Origin of the sequence: Rickettsia endosymbiont of Oedothorax gibbosus, assembly GCF_936269705.1 — a bacterium.
In the GTDB taxonomy this organism is placed as follows: Bacteria; Pseudomonadota; Alphaproteobacteria; order Rickettsiales; family Rickettsiaceae; genus Tisiphia.
The window spans coordinates 1,813,922-1,840,157 of the sequence record NZ_OW370493.1; the positions used below are offsets into that span (position 1 = coordinate 1,813,922).

Consider the following 26,236-nt stretch of genomic DNA (forward strand, 5'->3'; position numbering starts at 1 on the left):
TATAGGTATGCCTGATACCAATTGCAATAATTAACGCAGTGGTGTAAAATGGGTTTTTAACTGATAAAGGTACTCAAATGGCTAGGTTAATATTACCACAAGGTTTTCATGGTCATGATTTTATAAAAATGATGAAACATGAGCCGCATGGTCGAAATCGTATACGTTTATTGGCGATGTATCACCTTCAATTAGGCAAATCTTTAAAAGCCATATCTGAAATAGTGAAGTCACACTGGAAAACTGTGCAATCATGGCTCAGAAGATTTAGGAATCATGGTTTTGAAGGATTATTTGAATCACAAAGAAGCGGCGCCCCTAGGAAGATTAACACTATACAAGAGTCTGCTCTTTTTGATAAAATCAATACGCTCAGTGAAAGTAAAACTGGTGGGTATATAACTGGAAAGGAGCTACATATCATGTTACTTGAGGAATATGGTGCTAAATGCGCTTTAAAAACAGTCTACAATACTATGCACCGCCTTGGTTTTAGCTGGATTACTTCTCGTTCAATGCATCCAAAGTCAAATCAAGAGACTCAAAATACATATAAAAAAACTTCCCAGACATGTTAACAAAATTATTACCAAAAAATATCGATAGATGTAAAGTTGATATATGGTCTCAGGATGAAACTCGAGTTGGGCAACAAGGTAGCTTAACTCGTATATGGGCTAAGCGTGGCACTAGACCCCGTAAAGTTCGGCAACAGCAATTCATTTCAACATATATTTATGGAGCTGCTTGCCATGATACAGGAGAAGCTTTTGCATTAATTTTACCATATGCAAACACACAGGCAATGAATAAATTCTTAGAAGAGCTTTCTCGCAGTATTCAAGGCAACCGACATATAGCTTTACTAACGGATAATGCAGGTTGGCACACAGCCAAAAAACTAACTGTGCCAAGCAATATCACTTTGATACCGCTTCCGCCCTATGCACCGGAACTTAATGCAATGGAACAAGTTTGGGAATGGATCAAAAATCATTTCTTGTCTAACCAATGTTATGGTGTATATGAAGATATCGTCACTATGGCTTGTTACGCTTGGAATCAATTTGCTCATAATGTAGATTTAGTAAAATCAATTATGTATAGAGACTGGATAAACACACCGTGTTAATTATTGCAATTGGTATGAAACTAACAAGAAATATATGACTATCAAAAATATTATAGTTAAAGATTGTAAAAAATTAAACTTTGAGATTGATACTCCCTGGATATATGTGAATAGATCATGTAAATATCATGATAAAGATACTGTATTCACAGATATAATAACCATAAAAAAGAGCTTGATTACCCAGGAAGAATTAAAAACTTCTCAGTATAAAAATCTTAAAACTAAGTTAGAAAATGAATTTGCTCGAGTTGCGATAATATTAGAGTAAGCTGATCTATTTTGTTTTTTTATAGTCCTACGGACTCATCAATTGACTATAGCGGAAAAGCTATCTAAAATCAGCTCTACCTTCTATAGTCAATTCAGGAGAATTTGAGGCTAGGAACGATGGAGCGACGCCTATAAGTAATAGGCGAGCATTGAGCTACGACGTCACCAACTTCTCATCAATTGACTATAACTTTCGATAGCTGTAAAGTAGAGTTGTACAAGAAATCTATTCTAATCTAATCTAGATAAATTTTTACTATCTTTTCGTCATTTTGTTATTATACTACAAGTTATGATTATAATGAACTATAATAACCATATATGAATCAACATATTGTAAATTCCTTTGCCAATTCCTTTGATTTTCTTGATGAAAAGCGTAATAACGCCCGTCAAGGAGGAGGGGGGGGAAGAATTGCATTGCAACATAAGAAAGGTAAACTTACTGCAAGAGAAAGGATAGAAGCATTGCTAGACCCTGAGAGTTTTGAAGAAACAAGAATGTTCGTTGAACATAGATGTGATAATTTTGGAATGGAAGAAAAGAAATTTCTAGGGGATGCTGTAATAACTGGACATGGTACCATAAATGGCAGGTTAGTTTTTGTGTATAGCCAAGATTTTACGGTATTCGGTGGCTCCCTTGGTGAGTATCATGCTAAAAAAATATGCTCTATACTCGATTCTGCTCTGGAGGTAGGAGCCCCAGTTATTGGGATAAATGACTCAGGAGGGGCAAGAATCCAAGAAGGAGTCGATGCTCTTGCTGGTTATGGTGAATTATTTCAACGCAATGTAATTGCTTCCGGTATTATTCCACAAATCACCTTAATTATGGGACCTTGTGCTGGAGGAGCTGTTTATTCTCCTGCTTTAACAGATTTTATATTTATGGTTAAAAATACTTCCTATATGTTTGTAACAGGACCGGAGGTAGTTAAAACTGTTACAGGTGAAGAAGTAACCCAAGAACAGCTTGGTGGGGCAAGAATGCATACTACCAAGAGTGGTGTTGCTGACTTTGCTTTTAAAAATGATATAGAGCTACTTCTAGAAACTAGAAGATTTTTTAATTTTTTACCTCTATCAAATCGTAGCCCACTACCATGTCGTCGTACTGAAGATCCAGCCGATCGAGTTGATATGTCTCTAAACACCTTAGTCCCAAATATTCCAAACAAAGCTTACGATATGAAAGAATTAATTGAGCGTATTGTGGATGAAGGAGACTTTTTTGAGTTGCAACCAGATTTTGCTAAAAACATTATAATCGGCTTTGGTTATATGGAAGGAAGATCTATAGGATTTGTTGCGAACCAACCATTACATTTAGCTGGCTGTTTAGATATTAATGCATCAAGAAAGGCAGCAAGATTTGTACGTTTTTGCGATGCATTTAATATTCCGATAGTGACTTTAGTTGACGTACCAGGTTTTTTACCTGGTGTCTCTCAAGAGCATAATGGAATTATCAAACATGGAGCAAAATTATTATATGCGTACGCTGAAGCAACTGTACCGAAAATTACCATAATTACTAGGAAAGCTTATGGCGGAGCTTATATAGTGATGAACTCAAAGCATCTTCGAGGTGATGTTAATTATGCGTGGCTCAACTCAGAAATTGCAGTACTTGGAGCTGAGGGGGCTGCTGAAATAATATTTAAAGAAGAATGTAAAGACCCAGAATCAAAAAAGCAAAAGATTCAGGAATATAAAGATACTGTTACTTCTCCTTTTGTTGCAGCATCTAGAGGGTATCTAGATGATATTATAAAACCTCAAAACACTAGATGGCGTATATGTAAAGCACTAAACTTTCTTCAAAACAAAAAAGTACAGTTACCATGGAAGAAACATGACAATTTACCACTTTAGTAGGCTCTTTTTCTAAAAAAATTAACTAAGAATGCAAATGCTGAGCAAGTGGGGTAGGGCTTAGTAGGAAATGTATGCAGCTATAGTCAATTGATGAGAAGTTGGGGACGTTGTCGCTCAATGCTCGCCTATTACTTATAGGCGTCGCTCCATCGCTCCTAGGCTCTGTGAACAAAATTTAAATATATCCGAGTCACAACATCTATAGTACCCTACAATTTTGAGAAGATGAAGAAGAATGGTTGATTTAGAGTGGTGTGAAGTAGTATAAGGTAGGTATTTTTATAACAAAATGCATAATATAATACTTCAAGAATTGATTTTATATATAGACGGAAATAAATCAAGATTAAAATATTTGGTTGGTATGGTAATTAGTTTGCTGACGGGCAGCTCAATTTATCAAAAAGGTTTAGCACTTGGTATTTTAGGTGATGCTAAAGCGACGTCAAAAACTCATAGAATTTATCGTTTTTTAAAAGATTTTAATTTTGATTATATGAAGGTTGGCTATTTGCTATTAAGCTTTTTTGCTTCAAAAAATTATGTCGTAGCAATGGATAGGACAAGTTGGAAATTTGGTAAATCCGATATTAATATTTTATTTTTAGTAATGGTAATTGGTAAAATATCGGTGCCAATATTCTGGAAGACTTTGTCGCATGGTGGCGGGTGTTCTGCAGAATTTATGAAGGAATTTTTACAGAAATTTATTAATAATTTTGGCGTTGAAAGAATAAAATATTTGCTTGCTGATAGAGAATTTATGAATAAAGAATGGTTAGACTTTCTGATAAATAACCATCTAAAGTTTGTTATTCCATTAAAAATGGATCATAAAATTCGTCTTACAAAAGGTTTAAGAACTTTAACCATTGAAAGAATATTTAGTGATGTTAAAGCCTTAGAGTATAGGGCTTGTAGTGGTATATTATGGAATAGAAAGGTTAATTTTACCGCATATAGAAATGATAAGAGCGAGCTGATGGTTCTGGTGTCTTCAATTGAAATAGAGCAAGATATTTTTGCTTTATATAAATTTCGTTGGAGTGTTGAACGACTATTTTTGCACCTAAAAAGCGGTGGTTTTGATATTGAAAAAAGTCACATTGTAAAATTGGATAGATTTGAAAAATTATTAGTGATAACTGCTATTGCTTCAGCTTTAATAGTCAAAAATGGAATAATACAAAATACGTCAGTTCGGGATAAGATATAGATGAAATAGTAATAGATAAAAGGATTGTCAAAAAGGAGTGCCTGCAGTATTTATATTTTTAAACAAAAAAACAAACTACAGGCATGAAAAAAGATATCACAGAATTATATAGTTTTATAGATGATTTTTGTAAAATTTATTTGGAGTATGAACAGAGAAAGTTATTACCATCAAATAAGCAAAGAAATCGCTGTTGTAGCATGAGTCTAAGTGAAATGTTAACAATAATAATTATGTTTCATACATCCTATGCTAAGAATTTTAAATTTTTCTATAAAAGTTATATAGAGTGCATGCATAAGGATGATTTTCCCAAAGCCTTGAGTTATAATAGATTTGTTGAATTAATGGCACGATTATTCATACCGCTAAATATGTTGATTCATTTGTTGTTTGGTGAGGAAACAGGTATTTATTTTATTGACTCTACAACGATTAAAGCTTGTCACAATAAAAGGCGTTATAGCAATAAAGTTTTTAAAGGATTAGCCAAACATAGTAAATCCTCTATGGGGTATTTTTATGGTTTTAAATTACATGTAATAATCAATAATAAAGGGGAGTTTATGGCATTAAAAGTGACCAAAGGCAATGTAGATGATAGGGTTCCAGTACCGGAGTTAACAAAAAGATTAACTGGAATTATAGCAGCTGATAAAGGTTATATTAAGCAAAATTTGTTCTTAAATTTATATGAAAGAGGCTTAAAAATGATTCATGGAATTAAGAAGAATATGGAAAATAAATTAATGGATTTGAAAGAAAAAATCTTACTTCGAAAGCGTAACTTAATTGAAACAGTTTTTGATTATCTAAAAAATAAAATGAACCTTGAACATACTAGACATAGATCACCAATAAATGCCTTTGTCCATATATTATCTACTCTTGTTGCTTACTCATTAAAGAAAAATAAACCTTCAACAAAATTTGATTTTAATCTACATGTTCACAATATCCTTATCCCGAATTGACGTAAAATATACACATTCTGGAGTTTTATAATCCAAAGCTTGATGCATCCTTTGTCTATTATAAAAGTCCATATATTCGTTAATTGCTGTCTTTGCCTCCTTTACTGTTGTTAAAATAATCCGATAAATTTTTTCCTGTTTTAATGATCGCCAAAAACGTTCAATAAAAATATTATCTAAGGCTCGTCCCTTACCATCCATACTAATCAAGATATTATGTAGCTTTAGCATACTAATAAAATTCTCCGAGGTAAATTGTACTCCTTGATCAGTATTAAATATTTTTGGCATACCATATTTTTCTATAGCGTCTTCAAGGGCTGTTACACAAAATTCACTTTCCAAACTAATGGAGATTCGCCAACTTAGAATATAACGACTATACCAGTCAATAATAGCTACTAAATATACGAACCCTTGGCTCAGTCTTATATACGTTATATCTGCACTCCAAACCTGGTTTGGCAATACTATTTCTAATCCTTTTAGTAAATAAGGATATATTTTATGCACTTGATTCCTCTTGCTTAAATTTATTTTAGGATAAACAGTAAGGTGGTCCCCTTTGTCTAGACAAAGGGGACCACCTTAATTCATCAACTTCTGCTTGAGTAAAACCATAGAACTTAGAATATTTTTCATCAAGCAAGCTATACTCACTAACATTATTCAAATCCGAAAATAAATTAGCTTTAGCAACTCGTAATATGCCAGTAATTACGCCTTTCTCTAAATAAGGATTAGTTTTTAAACTACTGCCAAACATCCCGCGGAATATTTTTAGTACATCATCAAATTCTTTTAATTTATCACCAAATTCAATGTATGAACTATTGATCGGTGTATCATATTCATCGATTAAGATGTATACTTTTTGATTAAAATGTTTGTACAACACTTCACTCAAAAAACTTAAACTATTTTTTAAATCGTTCTTCTCAAGTTTCCCATCAAAATATCTCCTTAGTTTTTCTTTTTGTGCATTATTTAATAGTCCTGTATCTTCTGTTACATGATGATTTAAGTAATGATGACTTGCAAATAATTCTATAACCTGATCCTTAATACTTAGTTCTATTTCCTGATAACTACTGCCTTTTACATCTTTAAGATTGAGCAAAATTACCGGAAATTGACCCTGACGTTTCATGCTACTTGCATCACTCGCAATTTTCAAAGGTTTTAGCTCTTTAGTTTCGTCAAATCCTAAATCTACTGTACCACCAGTAAATAGCTTGTTATTTACTCTACCTTCTTCAGCTAAAGACATACCTCTCTCATCTACCTCTATCTCAAAAAATTTCTGGAGCATGTTCATATTCAAACTTTTCCCCCAACGCCTTGGTCTGGTGATTAGGATGACTTCACCACTATCTTCTAGTAATTCTTTAATCATTAGGCTTTTATCAACAAATACATCACTATTTAACAATAACGTCTTAAAATCATCAGTACCTGTTCTCATTCTTGGTGGCGTATTACTTTCCATATAAATATCTTGATTGGTTGTATTATGATTAGAAAGTTTAATAGTCATATTATTTGATCATATTTGAAAATAAATATTTAACCTGGATATTGCATGGTAGATAATAAATCAATTGCTCTATCCCTTGTCTTATAAGGGCTACAAGCTAAAATATAATAAATTTTAATATACAATTTGTATTTTTGTATAATCCCTCCTAATTCCTTATATTACAAGGAGTTCAGAGGTGAATTTTACTATCTTCATGCAATATCCAGGCTAGGAGGCTGCCTGCGATAAATTGATTATGCAGAAAGTTTAATTAACATATGTTTCTTCTTACCCGCAGATATCTTAATAACTTGGTTGTCCTGCATAAAAGTCAAGTCAACCATCATATTTTCATCTTCGATTAGTTGATTATTGATTTTAGCCCCAGCCCCTCTAATGAGTCTACGCCCCTCAGATTTTGATTCAACAAGACCCAACTCATGAAGCAATTCATATACTGAAATGCCTAGAGTTAACCGACTATGTTCAATATAGATAGTTGGTAAATTTACGTCGATTTCCCCTTGTTCAAAAACCTTTGTAGCTGTTTCTAAGGCTGCTATAGCCGCTTGTTCACCATGACAAAGTTTTGTTAAATTAAATGCTAATTGCTTCTTGGCACCATTAATATCAGACTCAGCAAGTACTATAAACTCTTGCATTTTATCTTCCTCTAACTCGCTATATAATTTAGCAAATTTGACTACATCTTGATCTTCACAATTCCGCCAATATTGATAATAATCATATGGACTTAACATATCTTCATTTAGCCACACTGCTCCACCAATAGACTTACCCATCTTATTGCCAGAAGCAGTTGTTAATAATGGTGTAGTCATACCAAAAACTTCATTACCTGTTAGTTTCCTAGTAAAATCAACGCCCATTATGATATTACCCCATTGGTCGCTACCACCTATTTGCAAAGAACAGCCATATACTTTGTTTAAATGATAAAAATCGTAGGCTTGTAGCAACATATAGTTAAATTCTAAAAAACTCATATGCTGTTCTCTTTCCAAACGTAATTTCACCGAATCCATAGATAACATACGATTCACAGAAAAAAAACTACCAAAATTGCCAAGAAAATCTAAGTAACTTAACGATCCGAGCCACTCTGAATTATCAACTAATATTGCATCATTTGTCCCAGTACCGAATTTAATAAATTTTGATAATGATTTTTTTATACCTTCAGCATTTTTGGCAATTTCTTCTTTTGTTAAAGATTTTCTTGCCTCATCTTTACCAGTAGGATCACCAATTTTACTAGTCGCCCCTCCCAGGATTACTATTGGTTTATGACCATATTGTTGCAATAGACGCAAAATCATAATTTGCATCAGACTCCCAACATGTAAAGATTGAGCTGTACAATCAAAGCCAATATAAACAGATATTTTACTATTGTTCATTAGCGTCGTTAGTTTTTCTAAATCAGTACATTGATATAAAAAGCCTTTATTCTCAAAATCTTTAATAAACATAATGATTTACAAAATAATAAAATTAAACAAAAAACTATATAGCTAACCCCTTCGTCATTGCGAGAAGCTACTTTAGCGACAATAAAGCAATCTATAAATGTGGTCTCACTAATAGCAGATATAGTTACTTACTCATTGATTGTTGAGTCCCTTTACCCATAGCAGCCTCTTTTATTGCCGAACCTAGATTAACAACACTCTTGGCAACGTCTCCCATGGCTATAGCATTGTTTAAACTACTTTTAACTATAGTACTAACTGCCTTACATGAACATTTTATTACATTCACCACCGCATTTAAAATCTTATTATCTTTGATGGCATTAATGGGTGCCTCAAATATTTTTTCAACTTTTTTTAATTGTTCTGTAGCAAAATCTTTTAAGCGACCTGTAAGAGTTAGTGAAGAGCTTAATTTATCTAGAGGTTTTTTATGATCTACATTATCAGCGAATTCCTTGAGTTTTTCAAATGAACTCATAAATTCCTCAAACACCTTTCCTGCTTTCTCAAATTCTAATTTCTTTACCCCAGAAAAAGCCTTACTAGCAGTACCAGAAAAACATTTCCGTGCTTCCTCCAGATTCTTTTTTACTTCTTCTAGTTGTTGCAAGGCTAGAAAAGTACCAGGCATTTCTCCTATATGACTCTTTAGTTCTTCTGCAGGCAAACTCTCTTGAACTTCATCTACTTTTTTACCCATAATTTCCTCTGATTATTTAATTAAATTTTTTATCCATGGACTTCACTAGAAATTGTAGCAGAAAATTCCCCTTATCTCAATCATTAAAAATCTAAATCGGCGTAGCATGTGGGTGGAGTAAAACCTGGTATTTTGTCTTGTAGTAGGGAGCGAAAGCTAGGTCTGGATTTGACTATTGCATACCAATGACGAATAGATGACCATTTATCCCAGTTAACTTCACCGAAATAATCTAGAACGGAGATATGACAGGCGGCAGCTATATCTGCACAGCTTAAGGAATTTGATGCAATAAAGCTACGTAACTCCAATAAATTGGACATATAGTTCAAGTGATGTGACAAATTAGTCTTTGCTGCTCTAAGAAAATCGGTTCTAGGTCCCCCTAATTGACAGGATGGTCTTACTACTTTTTCATCGATAATAATTTTTGTTACTTCGCGGTAAAATTTTTCATTAAACCAACTGAGTAATCGACGGATTTCGCATCTAATATCAAAATCTTCGTCCATAAAATTAAAATTTGGATATTTTTCATGAAAATACTCAGTGATCGGATAAATTCCTGCTATAATTAAATTGGATGCCTCTTGTAAGACCGGTAAAGTACCCGCCTGATTTAAAGACAAAAATTCCTGATTCCTCTGCCAATAATCCTCTTTAACCATAGTAAATTGAGCATCTAGTTCTTTTAGCAACACCCGAACCTGACGTGATAATGGACAAATAGGATAATGGTATAATTTTCTCAATTAACTACCCTTGATTTAAACATTAAACCTAAAATGCACTACATCTCCATCTTGCATTTTATACTCTTTACCTTCTAAACGCATTTTACCCATTTCTTTGGCTTTTACTTCCCCATTAAACTTTATATAATCCTGATAGCTAATGACTTCAGCCCGAATAAAACCTTTCTCGAAATCAGTATGAATAATACCAGCTGCTTTAGGAGCCAGTGTACCATTACTAAAAGTCCAGGCATGTGTTTCTTTAGGTCCAACAGTAAAAAAGCTTTTTAGATCTAATAAATTATACATTTCTCTTATAATTTTACTCAGACCTGTTTCCGCAAGCCCTATACTATTTAAGAACTCAATTTTTTCCTCTTTACTTTCCAAAACTGCAATATCCGCTTCAATTTTCGATGAAATGAGGACATGTTTTGCCCCTTCTTCTTCAGCTTTTTTTGCTACAAGCTCGGTAAATTTATTACCAGTAATCGCCTCATTTTCCAAGACATTACAAGCATATAAAACTGGCTTAGAAGTCAATAATTGCAATTGATCTAACATTTCTTTGCTATAAGCCTTGCTGATGCTGCGTATTGGCTTACCTATCGCTAGAGTTGCTTGAATTTCTTTTAATAACTCTACTTGATCTTTTAAAGCTTTATCACCTGTTTTTAAACGTTTCTCAGCATTCGTTAAACATTTTTCTACCGATTCAAGATCGGCTAAAATTAATTCTGTTTCTATTATTTCAGCATCATATATTGGATCAATTTTATTATGCACATGAGTAATATCTATATCCTCAAAACAACGTAATACGTGCAAAATAGCATCGACCTCCCGTATATGAGATAAAAACTTATTACCAAGCCCCTCACCTTTACTAGCCCCTTGTACCAAGCCAGCAATATCGACGACTTCTATATAAGTAGGAATAATTTTAGTAGAATTAGCAACAACTGCCAACTCATTTAGCCTAATATCCGGTACTGATACTATAGCCGAATTTGGCTCTATAGTGCAGAAAGGATAATTAGCCGCTTCTGCTGCAACACTGGAAGTTAAAGCATTAAACAAAGTTGATTTTCCTACATTTGGCAAACCAACAATACCACATCTTAATGTCATAAATCTTTCCTTAAATAATATACTTCCGAATCTTTATCATAGCCACTTCTTACAAACTCTAATTTAAAGCCTAATTTTTCATAAAATGGTTTGGCCTGCCAATCGGTAGTGCATACAGTCATAAATTTACAATTACGCTCTCGTGCTACATCTTCCACCTTTGCCATCAGTAAAGTGCCATAATTCTGACCACGAAAATTTTCGGAAACCCATAACATGTCAACAGATAAACAACCATAGAAGATCTTGCCATCTACACCAGCAACAAAATTTTTATCATTATCAAAACAGGTGAAGGAAAATGATTTTATAACATCAAGCCCCTTCTTGACTTTAGCCTGCTCATTTAAACCATCTTCCATTATCTTCATATATTGTGCATCTATGCTATTATCTGCATAGATTATCTGTAAATTTAATGGTTTCTCCATAACTCCTGTTAAATTCTTCTACTTTACCTGAAAGTAATAAATGGAAATTATTGGTTATTACTTCAATGGAACTGATAATAATTTTATATTCTTCTTTAGAAAAAGGAGCTAAGACGTAATCCGATACATCATCATATGCCGCTGGTCTTCCTACCCCAATTCTGATACGGTGATAATCATTCCCTACACACTGATCCAATGATTTTAAACCATTATGCCCTCCGCTACCACCAGCTAATTTATATTTTATTCGACCAATTTCTAAATCTATATCATCATGTAAAATGAAAATATTTGGTGGATTGATATTATAGTAAGAACATATGGCTTGTACTGCTTTACCGGACAGATTCATATAAGTTACAGGTTTTACCAATAGTAACTTCTGTCCGTTCACTATCCCTTGAGCCAGTTCTGCATGAAGTTTGGATTTTGTATTCCAAGAAATTTTATAGTATTCTGATAAATAATCGACAGCTATGAAGCCAACGTTATGACGAGTATTTTGATACTCCTTGCCTATATTCCCCAAACCTACAACGAGTACACTCTTCTGATTTGAGTATATATTTGAAGGCTTTGAAGAATTGGCTTCGCCAATAATTGAGGGATATTCACGCGTTTTTGATAATGTCATTATTACGACCTTTTGTCATTTCACACCACTTCATCATTTCCACCCACTATTGTCATATATGGACGAGTGAATTTGTTATTCCCGCGTAGGCGGGAATCTAGACCCCGCACCGAAGCAGGTATGACACAAAAATGGATTGCTTCGTCGACCTACGGTCTTCCTCGCAATGACGGCTATATAATTATTTTGCTTTCACTTCGTCAGTTGCAGTTTCTTCACTTTCTGCCTTACTACCCTTACGCCCAATGATAGTAGCAATAATAAAATCACTTTTACTAGCTAGCTGAGTTCCTTCAGGTAATTTAATGCCTTTAGCTTTTAAAGACTGACCTATTAGCATATTGCTAACATCAATATTAATATTTTTAGGTATATTATTGACATCACATAAAAGAGTCATAGTTCTTTTGATGATATTAAAGAATCCACCCCTTTTAACTCCTAAAGCTCTTTCTTTACCTTCGTAAACTACTGGAACTTCCATTGTTTGGGTTTTTTCTTCTAAATGGACAAAATCAACATGCCTAACTATGTCAGTAATAGGGTGCAATTCTACAGCTTTTGGTAATACTTTATGAGTTTTGTTCCCCACTTTAATTTGAACAATGGATGATATAAAACCAGGCTTTCTATAGTGCTTAGTTATTTCTTTTTCTTCAATAGAAACGGCAAGTGGCTGTTTATTTGCTCCATAAACCACAGCAGGAACCATACCTCTTCTGCGTAGGTCTCTTGCAGCTCCTGTCCCAAATTTCTCCCGCATTTCCGCTGCAAGTTCTAATAGTTCACTCATCTTTTTCTCCCAAGAGATTTTAATAATATTAGGTAATGATAGTACTAAATGCTAAAAAATTCAAGTATTAATTTGACAAGTTGTTTGTCAATTGGTTACTATAGAAGTTCATAGTAAAGTTATATAGGGAGTATTTGCATGTCAAAAGATCAAGGTCAACAACAAATAGAAGCTGTGTTATTAAAAGAAACCACTGCATTAACAAAGATGCAGAATGCTATAGGTGGACTCCTAGAGGCTAATAAACAACTGGAGGACAGTATACAGTTAAAACAAAAAGTGGAAAAGCTAAAAAAAGAAGCACCATCTTTACCTTGGTTTAAAAGACTTGTGCAAATTATTCCACAGGTAAAATATCTTTTTATAAAAAATGATGAGCAGATCTCTGCAGAGAAAAGAGAAATTAACAGAGAGATACTTACAGATGTTGACGATACATTAAAAAAAATAGGAAAAAAATCTTCATCGTTACAAGTAATCATCGATAAAGAATTGCAAAAAGGGTTGGATAAGATTTTGCAAAAAGAGTTATCGGATAAACAAAAAGAAAAAGCAGCAGAATTACAAGAACAGTTGAACAACTTGGCTGTATCCCAAGAAAATTTTAGGGAAATTGTACCAAAAGTTTATAATGCTAATGAAGCTGTGGCATTAATGCACGAAAGAACACAACTAACCCAAATACAAAAAGACATCACCAAACTGGTAAATGCTAATGATAAAGTGCAAGGGCTGCTTACTATAAAACAACAATTAGCAGAATTGCGGCAAGAATTACCATCAACTTGGTTAGATGGTCTTAAACAAATTGTAACAAAAATCAAGCACATTTTTGTAAGTACTCCGGAAGAAATTCTAAAAAACACCGTAACCAAAAACAATGAAACGTTACATCATATTGATAATGCTTTAAAATTCACTGGTAAGAACATAGAGAGTTCAAAACTAGCTAGAAAAGATAAGTTACATAAAGAATTAGAGAATTTGACAAAAAGAAAGTTATCAGATGAGCAGTTAAATTCAGTGGAAGCTTTAAGTAGTAAAATTGATTTGACTTTTTCCAAAATAATTTCCACTTCAGAACCATTACTAACTACGATTGGTCAAGAGCAGACTCAGTCACAAGCCTTGCACTCATCAATGCCTAATCTACAGACGGAGCCACTACGTCCAGCCCCGCCACCACCTCCTTTAGCTAACGCCTCATTACCAAACCAAGCTGTTCAGCAACAAAACACAATACCACAAGCACCACCTCTACCTCCTGGGGATATAGGTCTTCAGCAAGCAGCCGGCTCTATACCACGACCAACACGTCCAGCTCCACCGCCGCCTCCTCCACTAACGCCTACTACTTCGTTGCCGGATATAAATGCTCCACAACCAGAAGAACATGCTAGACGAGCATCTATGCCATCGTTAACAAAACGGCATGCTCCACCTCCACCTGTACGTACTACGTCGTTGCAGAATCTAGCTGACCCACAACCAAATATTGCAGCGGAAATACCTCCAGCACCGCCACCACCACATGTGATACCAGGCTTACAACAAGGGGCTCATCAAGAACCCCAAATAATACCACCGCCACCACCATTGCCACCTACAGCAACCCAACCAGTTCCGCCGCCTCTACCAGGAGGGTTTGATCAACCGCTACCACCTCCACCACCGCCACCACCTGGTCAAACTAACAACCCGGCAGCAGCAAACCCAATAGAAGGGCAGGATAATGCTCATGGGCAACTATTAGATGAAATTAATAAGGGAATACAACTTAAACCAGTGGCAGTAGCTGGGGAGAAACAGCCGGCAGTAGCAGTGCATGAGGAAAAACCGGTAGATACAAGGGGCGATCTATTAGCTGCAATTAAGGCTAGCAAGGATGGTGGCTTTAAACTAAAGACAAAAGAAGAAAGAGACAGAATAGAAGAAGCAAGAGTAAAAAAAGCAGGAGTAGAAAAAGACGGTGATAAGGGTGAAACTGAAACACAAAACGACCTGCAAGCTATACTGGAAAAAGCAATTGCTAATAGAAGACCTGCGTTCCAAGATAATGACGACGATGATGAACACCCACATGCTGAGCTTGTGGAGTTTATTGAAAACAAAAAAGTTAATGAATCTACTCTTATTGATACACTTCATGCTGAACTTCCGGAGACTAAAGATATTAAGAACAAAGAAAAGCTAATTGAATTTATTGGGAAAGATTTTAGTTTTGATGATGATGATAGTGATGAAAAACAAACAAATATCGTTAACAAGCTAAATGAACTTAAAGAGAAATATGAGAACAAGAAGCTTGACTTATCAGCTAAGCCTGTTGTTGAAGTGGTAGCAACAAAGGAAGAGCTCCCTAAAGAGCTTCAGGCAGAAGCAAAAGCTATTGCAGCCGCTATCCCTAAACCCGAGAATGTTACAGGAGCCAATAAGCCCCCTCCTCCACCACCTCCTCTCCCTAAACGACCTGTGGGAAGTCATGGTAAATAGGCTAACAACCATAATACAGTCTAGGATTGGATTGCCTTCAATGGCACTAAAGTGGCTCTGAGCCATGAAGCTGAGGCTAAAAGGATTGTGAGTTGTCATATATGGACGAGTGAATTTGTCATATATGGACGAGTGAATTTGTCATTCCCGCTTCTCTTTGTCATTCCCGCTTCTCTTTGTCATATATGGACGAGTGAATTTGTCAACAAAGAAAATAAAAAAATAGAGCCACAAAGGAAGCGGTCATATATTCGGCATCGAGTGCCATAATGGTTTCTGCATTCTTATAAATATCCTTGAGTGACCTCTCATTCCCACGGCTTCTAGAGCCTCGACATAATTACGGATTTTATTCAGAATACTTATTCATTAACTCTTTAACTTTCGTTCTCTTTATTGTTACTATTCTTTACTCGCAATATTTATCAATTACCAATTTTTATTTAGTTGACATAGTTTCTTCTTTTTTCTCAACTAAACTAATTTGCAACATATTCGCTACCATTGGTGACTACTGCATAAGCAATCCTTGCTAACTTATTTGCTAAACCAACACATATAATATTATATGATTTATTTTCAGCAAATTTCTTCACTGCCCACTGCACGCACTAGTTTATCTTTCGATTCCTTACCACTTTTTGCTCTTATTGCTATTGTCCTTGCGGCTTGAATCAACATAGTTCTGGCATATCTATCTCCCTGTTTGGTAATCCCTCCTAAAACTATCTTATCTCCTGAGCTATGTTGCTTTGGTACCAAACCAAGCGAAGCAGCAAAATCCCTCGGGGTTGGATAACTTTCCATTGGGGCTACACTCAAACAACTAGCATTGATTGCTCCAATGCCAAAAATTGTCTGCAACCTAGTAGCTTTCTCACTTTGCTTATTATTGCTGATAATCAGCTTTTCTAAAGTTTTCTCTTTGTCACATAAATCCTCAATTTCTTTACATTCTAAAAGTAAAATTGACCGTATCCCAGAATTTATATAACCTTTACTATACGCTAACTCTACCTCCAGCCTACATGATTTGCAAAATTTATTTTTACTTAATTTTGTATTATAGCCATATTCACATAAACTTGATATTGTAGAATTAGTTTTTTGCACACGATCTCTGATCGTATTACTTCTAATTTTATGCAAAAATTTTATATCTTGTTCCTCTTTGCTTTTTGGCAGCACAGTTTTTAATTCTGGATCACGAGCCGCTTTGCATATTGCTAACGCATCGTTATAATCATTTTTCTGTTTCGATGTAGCATAAACTTTTACATCTTTTGTTTTCATTAGTTTGACTTGCAAACCAAGCTTAGCAATTTCCTGTGACCAATAATTAGCTCCTCCACATGCTTCCATAGCTACCAATGAACTTTTATCGAGATTGCTTAAATAGGCTATTAACTCATCTCTTGTAACTTTTTGATAACCTATTTTTTTGCCATTTTGATCGACTTGCACCAAGTGCATACTATTTTTTGCTAAATCTATTCCTATTATAGTATTTTTTATGCTATTATTTATCATGGTATGGACCTATTAATTAAATTATTATTTAATTTGGAGCAGCTGAAAACTATTTTTCAGCTGACTCCGTACAAGTAAAGCATATTTCGCTTCACTCGTCCATACCATCATTCCCGCGTAGGCGGGAATCTAAGACCCCGCACCGAAGCAAGGGTGACATTGAGCCAAGCAGGGGTGACACTAAATCACAACTGTTAAAAGTTAAAAAGAGAGCCAATCACAACTAAAGGTTGTGTATAAATATAAACTCAGGGTAATTATAGTCAATTGATGAGAAGTTGGTGACGTCGTTGCTCAATGCTCGCCTATTACTTATAGGCGTCGCTCCATCGTTCCTAGCCCCAAATTCTCCTGAATTAACTATACCATACAAACCCGTCATTGCGAGCTGATGTATCCCCACGAAATTAAGCACGACAAAGCTCCGTCTTTATAATAGATGCCAGGGGTTCTACCAATGGTTTTATGGCATGCAAATAATTAAATTCAATAATAAATTTCCCAAGGGTAAAATACGGCTCTGTACAAATAAGTGTGTAAATTTTTCAAAGGTTATATAAAAATATAATATAACAAAAGGAGAAATTATAATGCGTCACAAACAAAATGAAGCAATGAATCAAGCAATAGATTTATTAATAAATAATGATACAGATATATCAACTTTATTTAAAGAGGATGGTTTATTAAAACAATTAACCAAAAGGCTTGTAGAGAAGGCATTGCAGTCAGAGATGAATAATCACTTAGGATATGATAAATATTGTCATACTGATAGCAATAATGTTCGTAATGGTAGTAAAGTAAAGAATCTAGTAACAAATAATGGAGTTGTAGAGATTGAGGTTCCAAGGGATAGAAGTAGTACATTTGAACCTGCATTAATTCCGAAGCGTCAAAGACGTATTGAAGGATTTGATGATAAAATAATATCGTTATACGCTAAAGGAATGAGCTTATCTGATATTAAGATTCAAATGCAAGAATTGTATGGAGCTGACGTTAGCGAAAGTTTGATAAGTCAAATTACTGATGATGTAATTGAGGATGTCAAGATATGGCAAAGCCGACCATTGGATCGAGTATATGCTATAGTATTTTTTGACTGTTTAGTAGTAAAAGTACGTCAAGATAAACGAATTATCAATAAGTCTGTATATGTAGCATTAGGTATTGATTTATCTGGAAGGAAGGATATTTTAGGATTGTGGAACAGTGAAAATGAAGGAGCTAAATTTTGGCTTGGTAATTTTACTGAGATGAAGAACAGAGGTATGCAAGACATGCTTATTGCTTGCAGTGATAATTTAACCGGTATGTCTGAGGCAATAGAAGCAGTTTTTCCGAAAACCGAACATCAATTATGTATTGTACATCAGATTAGAAATAGTTTAAAATATGTATCATATAAAGACCGAAAAGAATTAGCGGCTGATTTAAAGCCTATATATACTGCTAGCACAGAGGAAGAAGCACATCTTGCTTTAGAATCTTTTGAAGCTAAATGGAGTAAACAGTATCCACAAATTGCTAAATCTTGGTATGTTCATTGGGAAAATTTAATGGTTTTTCTAGAATACCCTGAGGCGATAAGGAAAGTAATATACACAACTAATAGTATAGAATCTGTCAATAGCCAATTACGTAAGGTTACTAAGAATAAAAGGGTTTTTCCAAATGATAATGCCGTTTTTAAGACCTTATATTTGGCAATTGATTATATGACCAAGAAATGGGTTATGCCGATTCCGAACTGGAACGCAGCTATGGCTCACTTTTTGATAAAATTTGAAGGTAGAATTTAAGCGAGTCTGTCCTATAGTTTGTGTAAGTTGCAAAGAAAGCAGTAAGAGATTACTGTAAAAAAGTAACTTAAGCAAGCAAGGAGGAATTATGGCTAAAAAATTAGATACAGATAAAGATACATTAAACATCAGTAATCAGCTAGTAGAAGAATTATTATCAAAAGCAGATCCATCGGAGTTATTTGGTCGAGATGGTTTATTTCAACAGCTAAAGAAGCAAATAGTTGAGAAAATATTAGCAAGTGAGTTGGATCATGAATTAGGATATTCAAAACATAGCAAGATGCCAAAAGTAGATAATAATCGTCGTAATGGTAGCTATGAGAAGACAGTAATTGATGGGGATGGTCGTAAGCTGACAGTAGAAGTACCAAGAGATCGGGAAGGAGAGTATAATCCTCAATTAATACCAAAAGGGCTGAGGAGATTTAATGGATTTGATGAGAAAGTGATATCCCTTTATGGTCGCGGTATGACAGTCAGCGAGATCCGAGGGCATTTAGAAGAAATATATCAAACTGATGTATCTGGTGACTTGATATCCACCATAACAGATGGGGTAATAGAAGAAGTAACTAGGTGGCAAAATCGTTGTTTAGATAGGGTGTATCCAATATTATACTTGGACTGTATCTATGTAAAATCTAGAGACAATCACATAGTAATAAATAAAGCAGTATATTTAGCACTTGCTGTAAATATAGAAGGGAAAAAGGAGTTACTTGGCATTTGGATAGGCAAAAATGAAGGTGCTAAATTTTGGATGCAAGTAGTTACTGAGTTAAAGAATCGAGGAATTGAACAAATTTATGTTGCTTGTGTGGGGTTTAAAGGGCTTTCCAGAAGCTATAAGCAGTGTATTCCCGAGTACTATAGTACAATTATGTATTGTACATATGGTTCGCAATTCAGTAAAGTATGTGTCATATAAAGATTTAAAAGAGGTCACATCAGATCTAAAACAAATTTATACAGCTAATAATGACGAAATGGCACGTTTAAAACTTCAGCAATTTGGTGTAAAATGGGATAAAAAATATCCGGTAATTTCTGATATTTGGCAACGTAATTGGTCTGGGATAATACCGTTTTTTGCCTTTCCTGAAGAGAACAGAAAGGTAATTTATACTACTAACACTATAGAATCTGTAAATCGTCAAATTAGAAAAATTATCAAAAATAAGGGGGTGTTTCCAGATGATAAGTCAATTCAAAAAATAATATTTTTATCCCTACAAAATGCAGCCAAAAAATGGACCATGCCTATTAAAGATTGGTCTTTAGCTTTAAATCAATTTGAAATACTTTGTGGAGATTTTAAATATGATTTATTGGAAAATAAAAAATGAACTTTGTGAGTAGACCTAACCAATTGCTTGGTTAAGCCCCTCCTCAGAACCGGACATGCAGAGCTACCGCATCCGGCTCCCGAAAGGTAAGATAGGCTTGTACCCTATTTTTTTTTTGTTGGTTTTAGAACATTGAAATGGTCTTCCACTTATTTGGAAAGTCGACCCTTTTGAGTATTTCAGCTAATCTTTGCCAATTCATCTTACGCTTCCCACCCATTCTATTAAACCACCCATATATTGCTCGCCTAGTTTGGTGAATAAATGAACTTACTCGTCTTTGATTATCTGATATACCATGATAATTGATCCACCCCTTTGTAGCTCTAATGACTTGCAATAATATCTGTTCTTTGCCCCTCTCATTAAGGTGACTTCGTAGATATTCTCTTAGCCCTTTAAGCTTCTCGGTAAATCGATCTTTCCTTGTGGTATATTTTAATCTCCATATGTTACCAAACCTTGATTTACCCCAATAGCAAGTAAAGCCAAGAAAATTATAACTCTTGATCTTCTTACCTTGCTTAGCTAAGTCCTCAGCATGGTATCTACCGGACTGAATCATCTGCGATTTAGCTTCATTGATGTTCAAGCCATACTTGTTTAATCTTTTGGGCAAAACCTCATAAAACTTCCTCGCGTCTTCTTCATTCTCAAAGACGAACACCATATCGTCACAATACCTCACCATTCCAGTTTGCCCTCTTATGTTTTCCTTGCTGATTTTAGCAAACCAACAGTCAATAACATAATGTAGGAAGACATTTGCCAAAATTGGTGATGTTTTAGACCCTTGGCGGCATCCTTCCTTGTTAGTAACTGTAATGCCGTTTTCTATAATTGGTGTTTCCATCAGTTTCATAACTAGTCTTAGGAATCTTTTGTCAGATATTCTCTTTCTTAGGAATCCCATCAACTCAGAATGTTTGATTGAATTGAAGCACTTAGTTATATCAATTTCAACTACAGCTCCTTTATTGAAGTTATACGTAAGTCTATTCAACTCCTTAAGTGCATCATGGGCGTTTAATTTAGGTCGAAACCCGTAAGAACATTTTAAGAATATTGGCTCGAACACTGAGTTTAATATCTTGCTTACTGCCGACTCGATTATCTTGTCTTCAAAGCATGATATTACCAAAGGTCTTTTGCCTCCATCTTCTTTTGGAATCAATGTAATTCGTGCAGGTTTAGCTTGATATTGCCCCTTGCGAATTTTAGTAAGGAGCGAGAGCAAATTTGCTTCCAACTTCTTACCATAAACCGCTTTGGTTATACCATCTATTCCTACAGCTTTCTTGCTATCAAGTTCCTTATATTGTTCTTCTAACATCTTTAAATCAATAATATGTCCAAGATTATTAAACTTTATGTCTTGATTTTGTGATGATAGCAACTTTATACGCTCAAGTTTCGTTGACCATGTATTTCCGTCTATGCTGTGTACGGTCATTGTTTCCCTCTTACGTTCTTACCTTTCTGTCAGCCCTTCGCTCCACTCCCATTACGAAGCTTCATCACTACTACAACTGACTCAGCCATCCTTAACACCATCTCCAAAGCCTTATGTTTCGGCACTTGTACTTTGAATACTTACTTAACTCAGTAAGAGTTATAAGGACTTCTCAAGTTGTGTCATTAATCTCTACAAACTCGCTGACGCCTGAGACCCCGATGGTTGAAAACTTTCGGATTTTCGCTAGTTTGACCTCTAGTTTTCTCTTGTCTACTGCGTTGTGTAGCACATCGACTTCCACTACCAATATCATTTCAGGGCTATCACGTTCACCATTTGGTTTCGGCTCGGATGTTTCGCTGTCTACGCTTTACTACTGTCGTTACCTTCAGCAGCACAAGACTCGCTATATGGTGGAGCTAGCTACTCCTTCCATAACAGGACTTTCACCCGTAAGATTAATGCACCTTATCTTGACGCACACACAAATTAAATGATTGACTCATTTAAGCCCTATGAAAAATTTACACACTTAATTAGAAAGGCTCTCCACACAAGCAACATAAATTTGTTCAATTCCTCGATTCTTTAACTCAGTAACTACTTGCATCCAAAATTTAGCACCTTCATTTTTGCCTATCCAAATGCCAAGTAACTCCTTTTTCCCTTCTATATTTACAGCAAGTGCTAAATATACTGCTTTATTTATTACTATGTGATTGTCTCTAGATTTTACATAGATACAGTCCAAGTATAATATTGGATACACCCTATCTAAACAACGATTTTGCCACCTAGTTACTTCTTCTATTACCCCATCTGTTATGGTGGATATCAAGTCACCAGATACATCAGTTTGATATATTTCTTCTAAATGCCCTCAGATCTCGCTGACTGTCATACCGCGACCATAAAGGGATATCACTTTCTCATCAAATCCATTAAATCTCCTCAGCCCTTTTGGTATTAATTGAGGATTATACTCTCCTTCCCGATCTCTTGGTACTTCTACTGTCAGCTTACGACCATCCCCATCAATTACTGTCTTCTCATAGCTACCATTACGACTATTATTATCTACTTTTGGCATCTTGCTATGTTTTGAATATCCTAATTCATGATCCAACTCACTTGCTAATATTTTCTCAACTATTTGCTTCTTTAGCTGTTGAAATAAACCATCTCGACCAAATAACTCCGATGGATCTGCTTTTGATAATAATTCTTCTACTAGCTGATTACTGATGTTTAATGTATCTTTATCTGTATCTAATTTTTTAGCCATAATTCCTCCTTGCTTGCTTAAGTTACTTTTTTTACAGTAATCTCTTACTGCTTTCTTTGCAACTTACACAAACTATAGGACAGACTCGGGTAATGGAAAAAGTAAAAAAGATAATTGCTGTGCCTCCATATCCTCTTTTACCATCTTTCAACATTTTCTTGCGGAAGTTGGGAGAGAATTGACTATATAGAATTCTTTAATTATCTCCGACAGCAGCTTCTGGTCTCTGCTGTTACTCCTGTACAAGGTGCAATACTTTAAACAATAGTCCCATTTTATTGGGAGCAATTAGTCTATCAACTTGCTTGGCTATGATATTTGCCTCTATAATAGGTAATTTACTTTGTAACAGTTGACTTCGTAATAATATACCATTGCTAATTAAGAAATCACGTTGAGTTATTGATCCATACACATTTATTCCTATATTTTTGCTTACTGTCTTTAAGGCATAAAAGTCAACATGTGCTGATAAATCGGCTTCTCCTAAAGTTTCAAGTAGTGGATAATATTTATGATTTTTTATCGCTTGTAAAGTAGGATTATATTGGTTACGCGTCCTCTTTATTGGATCTATATCATAACCGTAATCGATAATTAAGCTAGCCCCACCGAATTGCATTATATGCTTGCTGATAAATTTTACGATTTCTAATGATTTAGGGGATTCTTCTATTACTGCTCCATCATGTGCGTTTGAGTGTTCTTGCAGTAAATAACGCTGTAACTCCTTACTAACCTCTATCTTATCGAATTTAATCTTACCATCAGCTGGGTCAATAATAAGTGTTAGCTCGTACCAAAGCTTTTTGCTTTTAATATATTGCTTAATTGGCATAGCATCAAAAAATTCATTAGCTATTATAATAGAAGGAATTTTAGATATATATTGTATGGATGTATAGTGTTTGATAGGTAGAGCTGTTAACTTTAGGTTTGTTTTTTGTTTTTTGATAAAATGAGGATTAATATCAATTAATTCTATAGAGAGAGTGCGGTAAAATTCTGGAACTAATTTAGCAACATTTAGCAAATCTCGCATTAACACTCCCTGCCCAGGACCCAATTCAACTAAATTAGTTTTCTGTGGGCAACCCATTTTATACCATTGGTCAATAGTCCATAAAGCTATCATTTCACCAAAAAGCTGAGAAATTTCTGGAGCTGTTGTAAAATCTCCTAAGCAACCTAGCTTATCTTGTTTTTGGTAATAGGAAGAAGGGGCTACAGATGTTACTTGGAGCATCATTTCATCAAGCTTAATACTACCATTTTGCTCAATAAGTTTTCTTATTTTGGAGTCGACTGGCATTTAATTCGTATTATTAAATAAATTCCTAGTATTAGCATAGGTAATGACAAAATTTGCCCCATAGTTAAATTATTAAAAATAAAACCTATGTGAAAGTCTGGCTCACGAAACATTTCTATAATAATTCGAAATACCGAATAGAATATTAAAAATATAGCAAAATTTAACCCATGGATATTTATAGTTTTGTATTTAAAAGTGGCGTAAGCTAGAATTAGGAATAATACAATTCCTTCAAAAAATGCCTCATAGAGTTGGCTAGGATGTCTTAGTTGTAGATCACTATTTGGAAAAATCATGCCCCAAGGCATTGTAGTCACTCTGCCATATAATTCCCCATTAATAAAATTGGCAATTCTACCTAAAAATAAACCAATAGACCCAACCGTAGCTAATATATCACACATAAGCAAGAAGTTAACTTTATGCTTATAGCAGAAAAAATAACTAGAGATGATTAAACCAATCACACCACCATGAAATGACATACCTCCTTCATAAGTCTTTAAAATGAGAATAGGATCAGAAAAATATTGAATCGGATTATATAGGAACACATAGCCTAATCTTCCACCTATTACGATACCAAGAATAGCCCAAGTAACAAAATTTTCTAAGTGTACTGTAGTAACACCAACTTCGAATTTTTTTATAATTTTATAAGCATAGAACCACCCAGCTATTATACCCAAAACGTAAGCCATAGAGTACCAATAAACAGTAAATGATCCGATAGAAAAAATAACAGGATTGATATTTGGAAAGAGCATACGTTTATTATATACACAGACTTTATCGATTGCAAGTAGTAGTAGGAAAAAATGTTAGGTGTTATGGCGAGGAGTGCGGAAACCGCACGACTAAGAAATCCATATAGTCTTGATGTATCTATACTAATTCTTATGGATTGCTTTGTCGCTACTATAGTCAAGTCAGAAGAATTGGGGGCTAGGAGGTTGCCTGCAATAACTAATTAATTATATTTTGAGCTATTTTTCGGCGAGAATACATATGATTCTTTGCAAGAATAGGCTATCTATTTCAAGAAAATCATGTTTATTCGTAGCCAAAAAGAGCCAAATATAGAATTACTTTCGTTATCGCAATAAGCTTCCTAGGGCATTTTAGCTTTCTTGCCCCAACTAATAATCCTTTCATATAATATTCGGGTTAATGGGTTATACATAAGAAACAACAAAAACATAGTTGAATTATATTCAAAATATATTATAAGTTTTAGTTACAAGAAAAATAATATAGTCAATGTCAAAATTAAAAAATTGTATATACAAAATTTTTTCCAAAAAAGAAAATAAAGCAAATACTATACTGGTATGTTGGGATTTTGATTGCACTGTAGTAAACGGGCATATTCATTCTTTATTAAAACACAAAGATTTTAAACCTATAACATATGAAAATTGCCTTATTATAAACGGTAGCATAGAAGAAGGGCATACACTAAATAGTACTTATGATCCACATCAAATTCAAGAGATAATGAAACCATTATTACGTTCTGATAAGTTTGGATTAAACCATCGCGATCAATTAAAAGATACGTTTAATTATTTATTAAACAAAGGTCATAAAGTGGCTATTACTTCTCATACCCGATATCCTGATACAATCAAACCAGCATTAAAGAAAATGGGCTTAACTGAGAAACAAATTGAAAAAATTGATATAATAACAGGCGTTCCTACAGGCGGAATAAAAATGGGAAAGAACTTACATATTGAAAAGGCAATGAAGCTTAATGGTATTACAAACTACTTCAATGTAGTATTAGTAGATGATGATGTACGTAATTTAAACGAAGCACAAAAAATAGGTGTGCATGCTATTTTAGTAGGTCCAGATATTAAAAACAATATGTTATCACTTATTAAAGGGATAAAGTATCAACAAGTTACTGATATTGGAGAATTTAATAATATATCTGAGGCACATCAACCGAATCAAATCAAAGATAACTCGAACATATTAGATTCTGAAATTCCTAAATCACGTCAGTTCGGGATAAGATATAGATGAAATAGTAATAGATAAAAGGATTGTCAAAAAGGAGTGCCTGCAGTATTTATAT

Annotated in this window: 23 protein-coding genes and 3 pseudogenes; 10 read left to right on the plus strand and 16 right to left on the minus strand. The window is 34.4% G+C overall.

Features of this window, described 5'->3' with window-relative positions; genetic code table 11:
* Positions 1-77: 77 nt before the first annotated feature.
* The 6 genes from NBW66_RS09890 to NBW66_RS09915 all read left to right on the plus strand — a co-directional run bounded on the left by NBW66_RS09890 (position 78) and on the right by NBW66_RS09915 (position 5,476).
* Positions 78-578 (plus strand): helix-turn-helix domain-containing protein, encoded by a 501-nt coding sequence (locus tag NBW66_RS09890; protein WP_250310542.1) that lies wholly within the window; start codon positions 78-80, stop codon positions 576-578.
* Complete coding sequence (locus tag NBW66_RS09895; RefSeq protein ID WP_250310543.1) at positions 572-1,132, plus strand: IS630 family transposase; 561 nt, start codon at positions 572-574, stop codon at positions 1,130-1,132. Before NBW66_RS09890 ends, NBW66_RS09895 begins: the two co-directional genes overlap by 7 nt.
* A 106-nt stretch (positions 1,133-1,238) precedes the next feature.
* Positions 1,239-1,403, plus strand: coding sequence for a hypothetical protein (locus NBW66_RS09900; protein ID WP_250310874.1), 165 nt, complete (start codon positions 1,239-1,241; stop codon positions 1,401-1,403).
* 323 nt (positions 1,404-1,726) lie between these two features.
* Entirely contained in the window at positions 1,727-3,283 is a 1,557-nt protein-coding gene (locus NBW66_RS09905) for an acyl-CoA carboxylase subunit beta (protein WP_250310875.1), read from the plus strand.
* A 292-nt stretch (positions 3,284-3,575) separates the two neighbouring features.
* Positions 3,576-4,502, plus strand: a complete 927-nt coding sequence (locus NBW66_RS09910; RefSeq protein ID WP_250310876.1) for a transposase — start codon at positions 3,576-3,578, stop codon at positions 4,500-4,502.
* 83 nt (positions 4,503-4,585) lie between these two features.
* Positions 4,586-5,476 (plus strand): IS982 family transposase, encoded by an 891-nt coding sequence (locus NBW66_RS09915; RefSeq protein ID WP_250310582.1) that lies wholly within the window; start codon positions 4,586-4,588, stop codon positions 5,474-5,476.
* On the opposite strand, the pseudogene NBW66_RS09920 reads toward NBW66_RS09915, so the two are convergent.
* The 9 genes and pseudogenes from NBW66_RS09920 to NBW66_RS09960 all read right to left on the minus strand — a co-directional run.
* A pseudogene (locus NBW66_RS09920) lies at positions 5,444-5,986 on the minus strand (IS3 family transposase); the annotation flags it as partial. The gene NBW66_RS09915 and the pseudogene NBW66_RS09920 overlap by 33 nt on opposite strands.
* A 28-nt stretch (positions 5,987-6,014) precedes the next feature.
* On the minus strand, positions 6,015-6,965 hold the full coding sequence (locus NBW66_RS09925) for an AAA family ATPase (protein ID WP_250310877.1): 951 nt from the start codon (positions 6,963-6,965) through the stop codon (positions 6,015-6,017).
* A gap of 284 nt (positions 6,966-7,249) precedes the next feature.
* On the minus strand, positions 7,250-8,491 hold the full coding sequence (tyrS, locus tag NBW66_RS09930; protein WP_250312183.1) for a tyrosine--tRNA ligase: 1,242 nt from the start codon (positions 8,489-8,491) through the stop codon (positions 7,250-7,252).
* Positions 8,492-8,612: 121 nt separating this feature from the next.
* Positions 8,613-9,191 carry a hypothetical protein gene (locus tag NBW66_RS09935; RefSeq protein ID WP_250310878.1) on the minus strand — a complete coding sequence of 193 codons (579 nt, stop codon included), beginning with the start codon at positions 9,189-9,191 and terminating at the stop codon, positions 8,613-8,615.
* Positions 9,192-9,274: 83 nt separating this feature from the next.
* On the minus strand, positions 9,275-9,943 hold the full coding sequence (locus tag NBW66_RS09940) for a glutathione S-transferase family protein (RefSeq protein WP_250310879.1): 669 nt from the start codon (positions 9,941-9,943) through the stop codon (positions 9,275-9,277).
* Positions 9,944-9,958: 15 nt separating this feature from the next.
* Entirely contained in the window at positions 9,959-11,056 is a 1,098-nt protein-coding gene (ychF, locus tag NBW66_RS09945) for a redox-regulated ATPase YchF (protein ID WP_250310880.1), read from the minus strand.
* Positions 11,053-11,487 (minus strand): GNAT family N-acetyltransferase, encoded by a 435-nt coding sequence (locus NBW66_RS09950; RefSeq protein WP_250310881.1) that lies wholly within the window; start codon positions 11,485-11,487, stop codon positions 11,053-11,055. Before NBW66_RS09950 ends, ychF begins: the two co-directional genes overlap by 4 nt.
* Positions 11,447-12,124: an aminoacyl-tRNA hydrolase gene (gene pth, locus NBW66_RS09955; protein ID WP_250310882.1), complete on the minus strand. Its 678-nt coding sequence runs from the start codon at positions 12,122-12,124 to the stop codon at positions 11,447-11,449. Before pth ends, NBW66_RS09950 begins: the two co-directional genes overlap by 41 nt.
* A 181-nt stretch (positions 12,125-12,305) precedes the next feature.
* The gene (locus NBW66_RS09960) at positions 12,306-12,917 is read right to left on the minus strand and encodes a 50S ribosomal protein L25/general stress protein Ctc (protein WP_250310883.1); all 612 of its coding nucleotides are present in this window, start codon (positions 12,915-12,917) and stop codon (positions 12,306-12,308) included.
* Between the two features lie 138 nt (positions 12,918-13,055).
* Here NBW66_RS09960 and NBW66_RS14615 point away from each other — a divergent pair, with 138 nt between their 5' ends.
* Positions 13,056-15,410: a WH2 domain-containing protein gene (locus NBW66_RS14615; protein ID WP_284346682.1), complete on the plus strand. Its 2,355-nt coding sequence runs from the start codon at positions 13,056-13,058 to the stop codon at positions 15,408-15,410.
* A gap of 479 nt (positions 15,411-15,889) precedes the next feature.
* On the opposite strand, the gene NBW66_RS14620 is transcribed toward NBW66_RS14615, so the two are convergent.
* The 3 genes from NBW66_RS14620 to NBW66_RS09975 form a co-directional block, all read right to left on the minus strand.
* Entirely contained in the window at positions 15,890-16,018 is a 129-nt protein-coding gene (locus NBW66_RS14620) for a hypothetical protein (protein ID WP_284346674.1), read from the minus strand.
* Positions 15,990-16,940 (minus strand): IS110 family RNA-guided transposase, encoded by a 951-nt coding sequence (locus tag NBW66_RS09970; protein ID WP_250310642.1) that lies wholly within the window; start codon positions 16,938-16,940, stop codon positions 15,990-15,992. Before NBW66_RS09970 ends, NBW66_RS14620 begins: the two co-directional genes overlap by 29 nt.
* 223 nt (positions 16,941-17,163) lie before the next feature.
* Positions 17,164-17,322: a palindromic element RPE2 domain-containing protein gene (locus tag NBW66_RS09975; RefSeq protein WP_250310884.1), complete on the minus strand. Its 159-nt coding sequence runs from the start codon at positions 17,320-17,322 to the stop codon at positions 17,164-17,166.
* Between the two features lie 208 nt (positions 17,323-17,530).
* Between NBW66_RS09975 and NBW66_RS09980 the strand changes: the two genes are divergently transcribed.
* Together NBW66_RS09980 and NBW66_RS09985 are read left to right on the plus strand one after the other, a co-directional pair.
* Complete coding sequence (locus tag NBW66_RS09980; RefSeq protein ID WP_250310568.1) at positions 17,531-18,745, plus strand: IS256 family transposase; 1,215 nt, start codon at positions 17,531-17,533, stop codon at positions 18,743-18,745.
* Positions 18,746-18,833: 88 nt separating this feature from the next.
* Positions 18,834-20,094, plus strand: a pseudogene (locus NBW66_RS09985) (IS256 family transposase).
* Between the two features lie 124 nt (positions 20,095-20,218).
* On the opposite strand, the gene NBW66_RS09990 reads toward NBW66_RS09985, so the two are convergent.
* The 4 genes and pseudogenes from NBW66_RS09990 to lgt form a co-directional block, all read right to left on the minus strand.
* A complete protein-coding gene (locus tag NBW66_RS09990) occupies positions 20,219-21,547 on the minus strand; it encodes a reverse transcriptase domain-containing protein (protein ID WP_250310618.1) in 1,329 nt (442 codons plus the stop codon).
* 535 nt (positions 21,548-22,082) lie between these two features.
* A pseudogene (locus NBW66_RS15085) lies at positions 22,083-22,835 on the minus strand (IS256 family transposase).
* A gap of 232 nt (positions 22,836-23,067) precedes the next feature.
* Positions 23,068-24,147 (minus strand): class I SAM-dependent methyltransferase, encoded by a 1,080-nt coding sequence (locus NBW66_RS10005; protein WP_250310887.1) that lies wholly within the window; start codon positions 24,145-24,147, stop codon positions 23,068-23,070.
* A complete protein-coding gene (gene lgt / locus NBW66_RS10010; protein ID WP_250310888.1) occupies positions 24,126-24,917 on the minus strand; it encodes a prolipoprotein diacylglyceryl transferase in 792 nt (263 codons plus the stop codon). Before lgt ends, NBW66_RS10005 begins: the two co-directional genes overlap by 22 nt.
* 493 nt (positions 24,918-25,410) lie before the next feature.
* On the opposite strand from lgt, the gene NBW66_RS10015 reads away from it, so the two are divergent.
* Positions 25,411-26,184 carry an HAD family hydrolase gene (locus NBW66_RS10015; RefSeq protein ID WP_250310889.1) on the plus strand — a complete coding sequence of 258 codons (774 nt, stop codon included), beginning with the start codon at positions 25,411-25,413 and terminating at the stop codon, positions 26,182-26,184.
* Positions 26,185-26,236: the final 52 nt, after the last annotated feature.

What these genes read in the sequence shown, in the direction of transcription:
- NBW66_RS09890 (WP_250310542.1), top strand. Translation starts at nt 78, where the DNA reads ATGGCTAGGTTAATATTACCACAAGGTTTTCATGGTCATGATTTTATA.
- NBW66_RS09895 (WP_250310543.1), top strand. Translation starts at nt 572, where the DNA reads ATGTTAACAAAATTATTACCAAAAAATATCGATAGATGTAAAGTTGAT.
- NBW66_RS09905 (WP_250310875.1), top strand. Translation starts at nt 1,727, where the DNA reads ATGAATCAACATATTGTAAATTCCTTTGCCAATTCCTTTGATTTTCTT.
- NBW66_RS09910 (WP_250310876.1), top strand. Translation starts at nt 3,576, where the DNA reads ATGCATAATATAATACTTCAAGAATTGATTTTATATATAGACGGAAAT.
- NBW66_RS09915 (WP_250310582.1), top strand. Translation starts at nt 4,586, where the DNA reads ATGAAAAAAGATATCACAGAATTATATAGTTTTATAGATGATTTTTGT.
- NBW66_RS09925 (WP_250310877.1), bottom strand. Translation starts at nt 6,965, where the DNA reads ATGGAAAGTAATACGCCACCAAGAATGAGAACAGGTACTGATGATTTT.
- NBW66_RS09935 (WP_250310878.1), bottom strand. Translation starts at nt 9,191, where the DNA reads ATGGGTAAAAAAGTAGATGAAGTTCAAGAGAGTTTGCCTGCAGAAGAA.
- ychF (WP_250310880.1), bottom strand. Translation starts at nt 11,056, where the DNA reads ATGACATTAAGATGTGGTATTGTTGGTTTGCCAAATGTAGGAAAATCA.
- NBW66_RS09950 (WP_250310881.1), bottom strand. Translation starts at nt 11,487, where the DNA reads ATGGAGAAACCATTAAATTTACAGATAATCTATGCAGATAATAGCATA.
- pth (WP_250310882.1), bottom strand. Translation starts at nt 12,124, where the DNA reads ATGACATTATCAAAAACGCGTGAATATCCCTCAATTATTGGCGAAGCC.
- NBW66_RS09960 (WP_250310883.1), bottom strand. Translation starts at nt 12,917, where the DNA reads ATGAGTGAACTATTAGAACTTGCAGCGGAAATGCGGGAGAAATTTGGG.
- NBW66_RS14615 (WP_284346682.1), top strand. Translation starts at nt 13,056, where the DNA reads ATGTCAAAAGATCAAGGTCAACAACAAATAGAAGCTGTGTTATTAAAA.
- NBW66_RS09970 (WP_250310642.1), bottom strand. Translation starts at nt 16,940, where the DNA reads ATGATAAATAATAGCATAAAAAATACTATAATAGGAATAGATTTAGCA.
- NBW66_RS09975 (WP_250310884.1), bottom strand. Translation starts at nt 17,322, where the DNA reads ATGACGGGTTTGTATGGTATAGTTAATTCAGGAGAATTTGGGGCTAGG.
- NBW66_RS09980 (WP_250310568.1), top strand. Translation starts at nt 17,531, where the DNA reads ATGCGTCACAAACAAAATGAAGCAATGAATCAAGCAATAGATTTATTA.
- NBW66_RS09990 (WP_250310618.1), bottom strand. Translation starts at nt 21,547, where the DNA reads ATGACCGTACACAGCATAGACGGAAATACATGGTCAACGAAACTTGAG.
- NBW66_RS10005 (WP_250310887.1), bottom strand. Translation starts at nt 24,147, where the DNA reads ATGCCAGTCGACTCCAAAATAAGAAAACTTATTGAGCAAAATGGTAGT.
- lgt (WP_250310888.1), bottom strand. Translation starts at nt 24,917, where the DNA reads ATGCTCTTTCCAAATATCAATCCTGTTATTTTTTCTATCGGATCATTT.
- NBW66_RS10015 (WP_250310889.1), top strand. Translation starts at nt 25,411, where the DNA reads ATGTCAAAATTAAAAAATTGTATATACAAAATTTTTTCCAAAAAAGAA.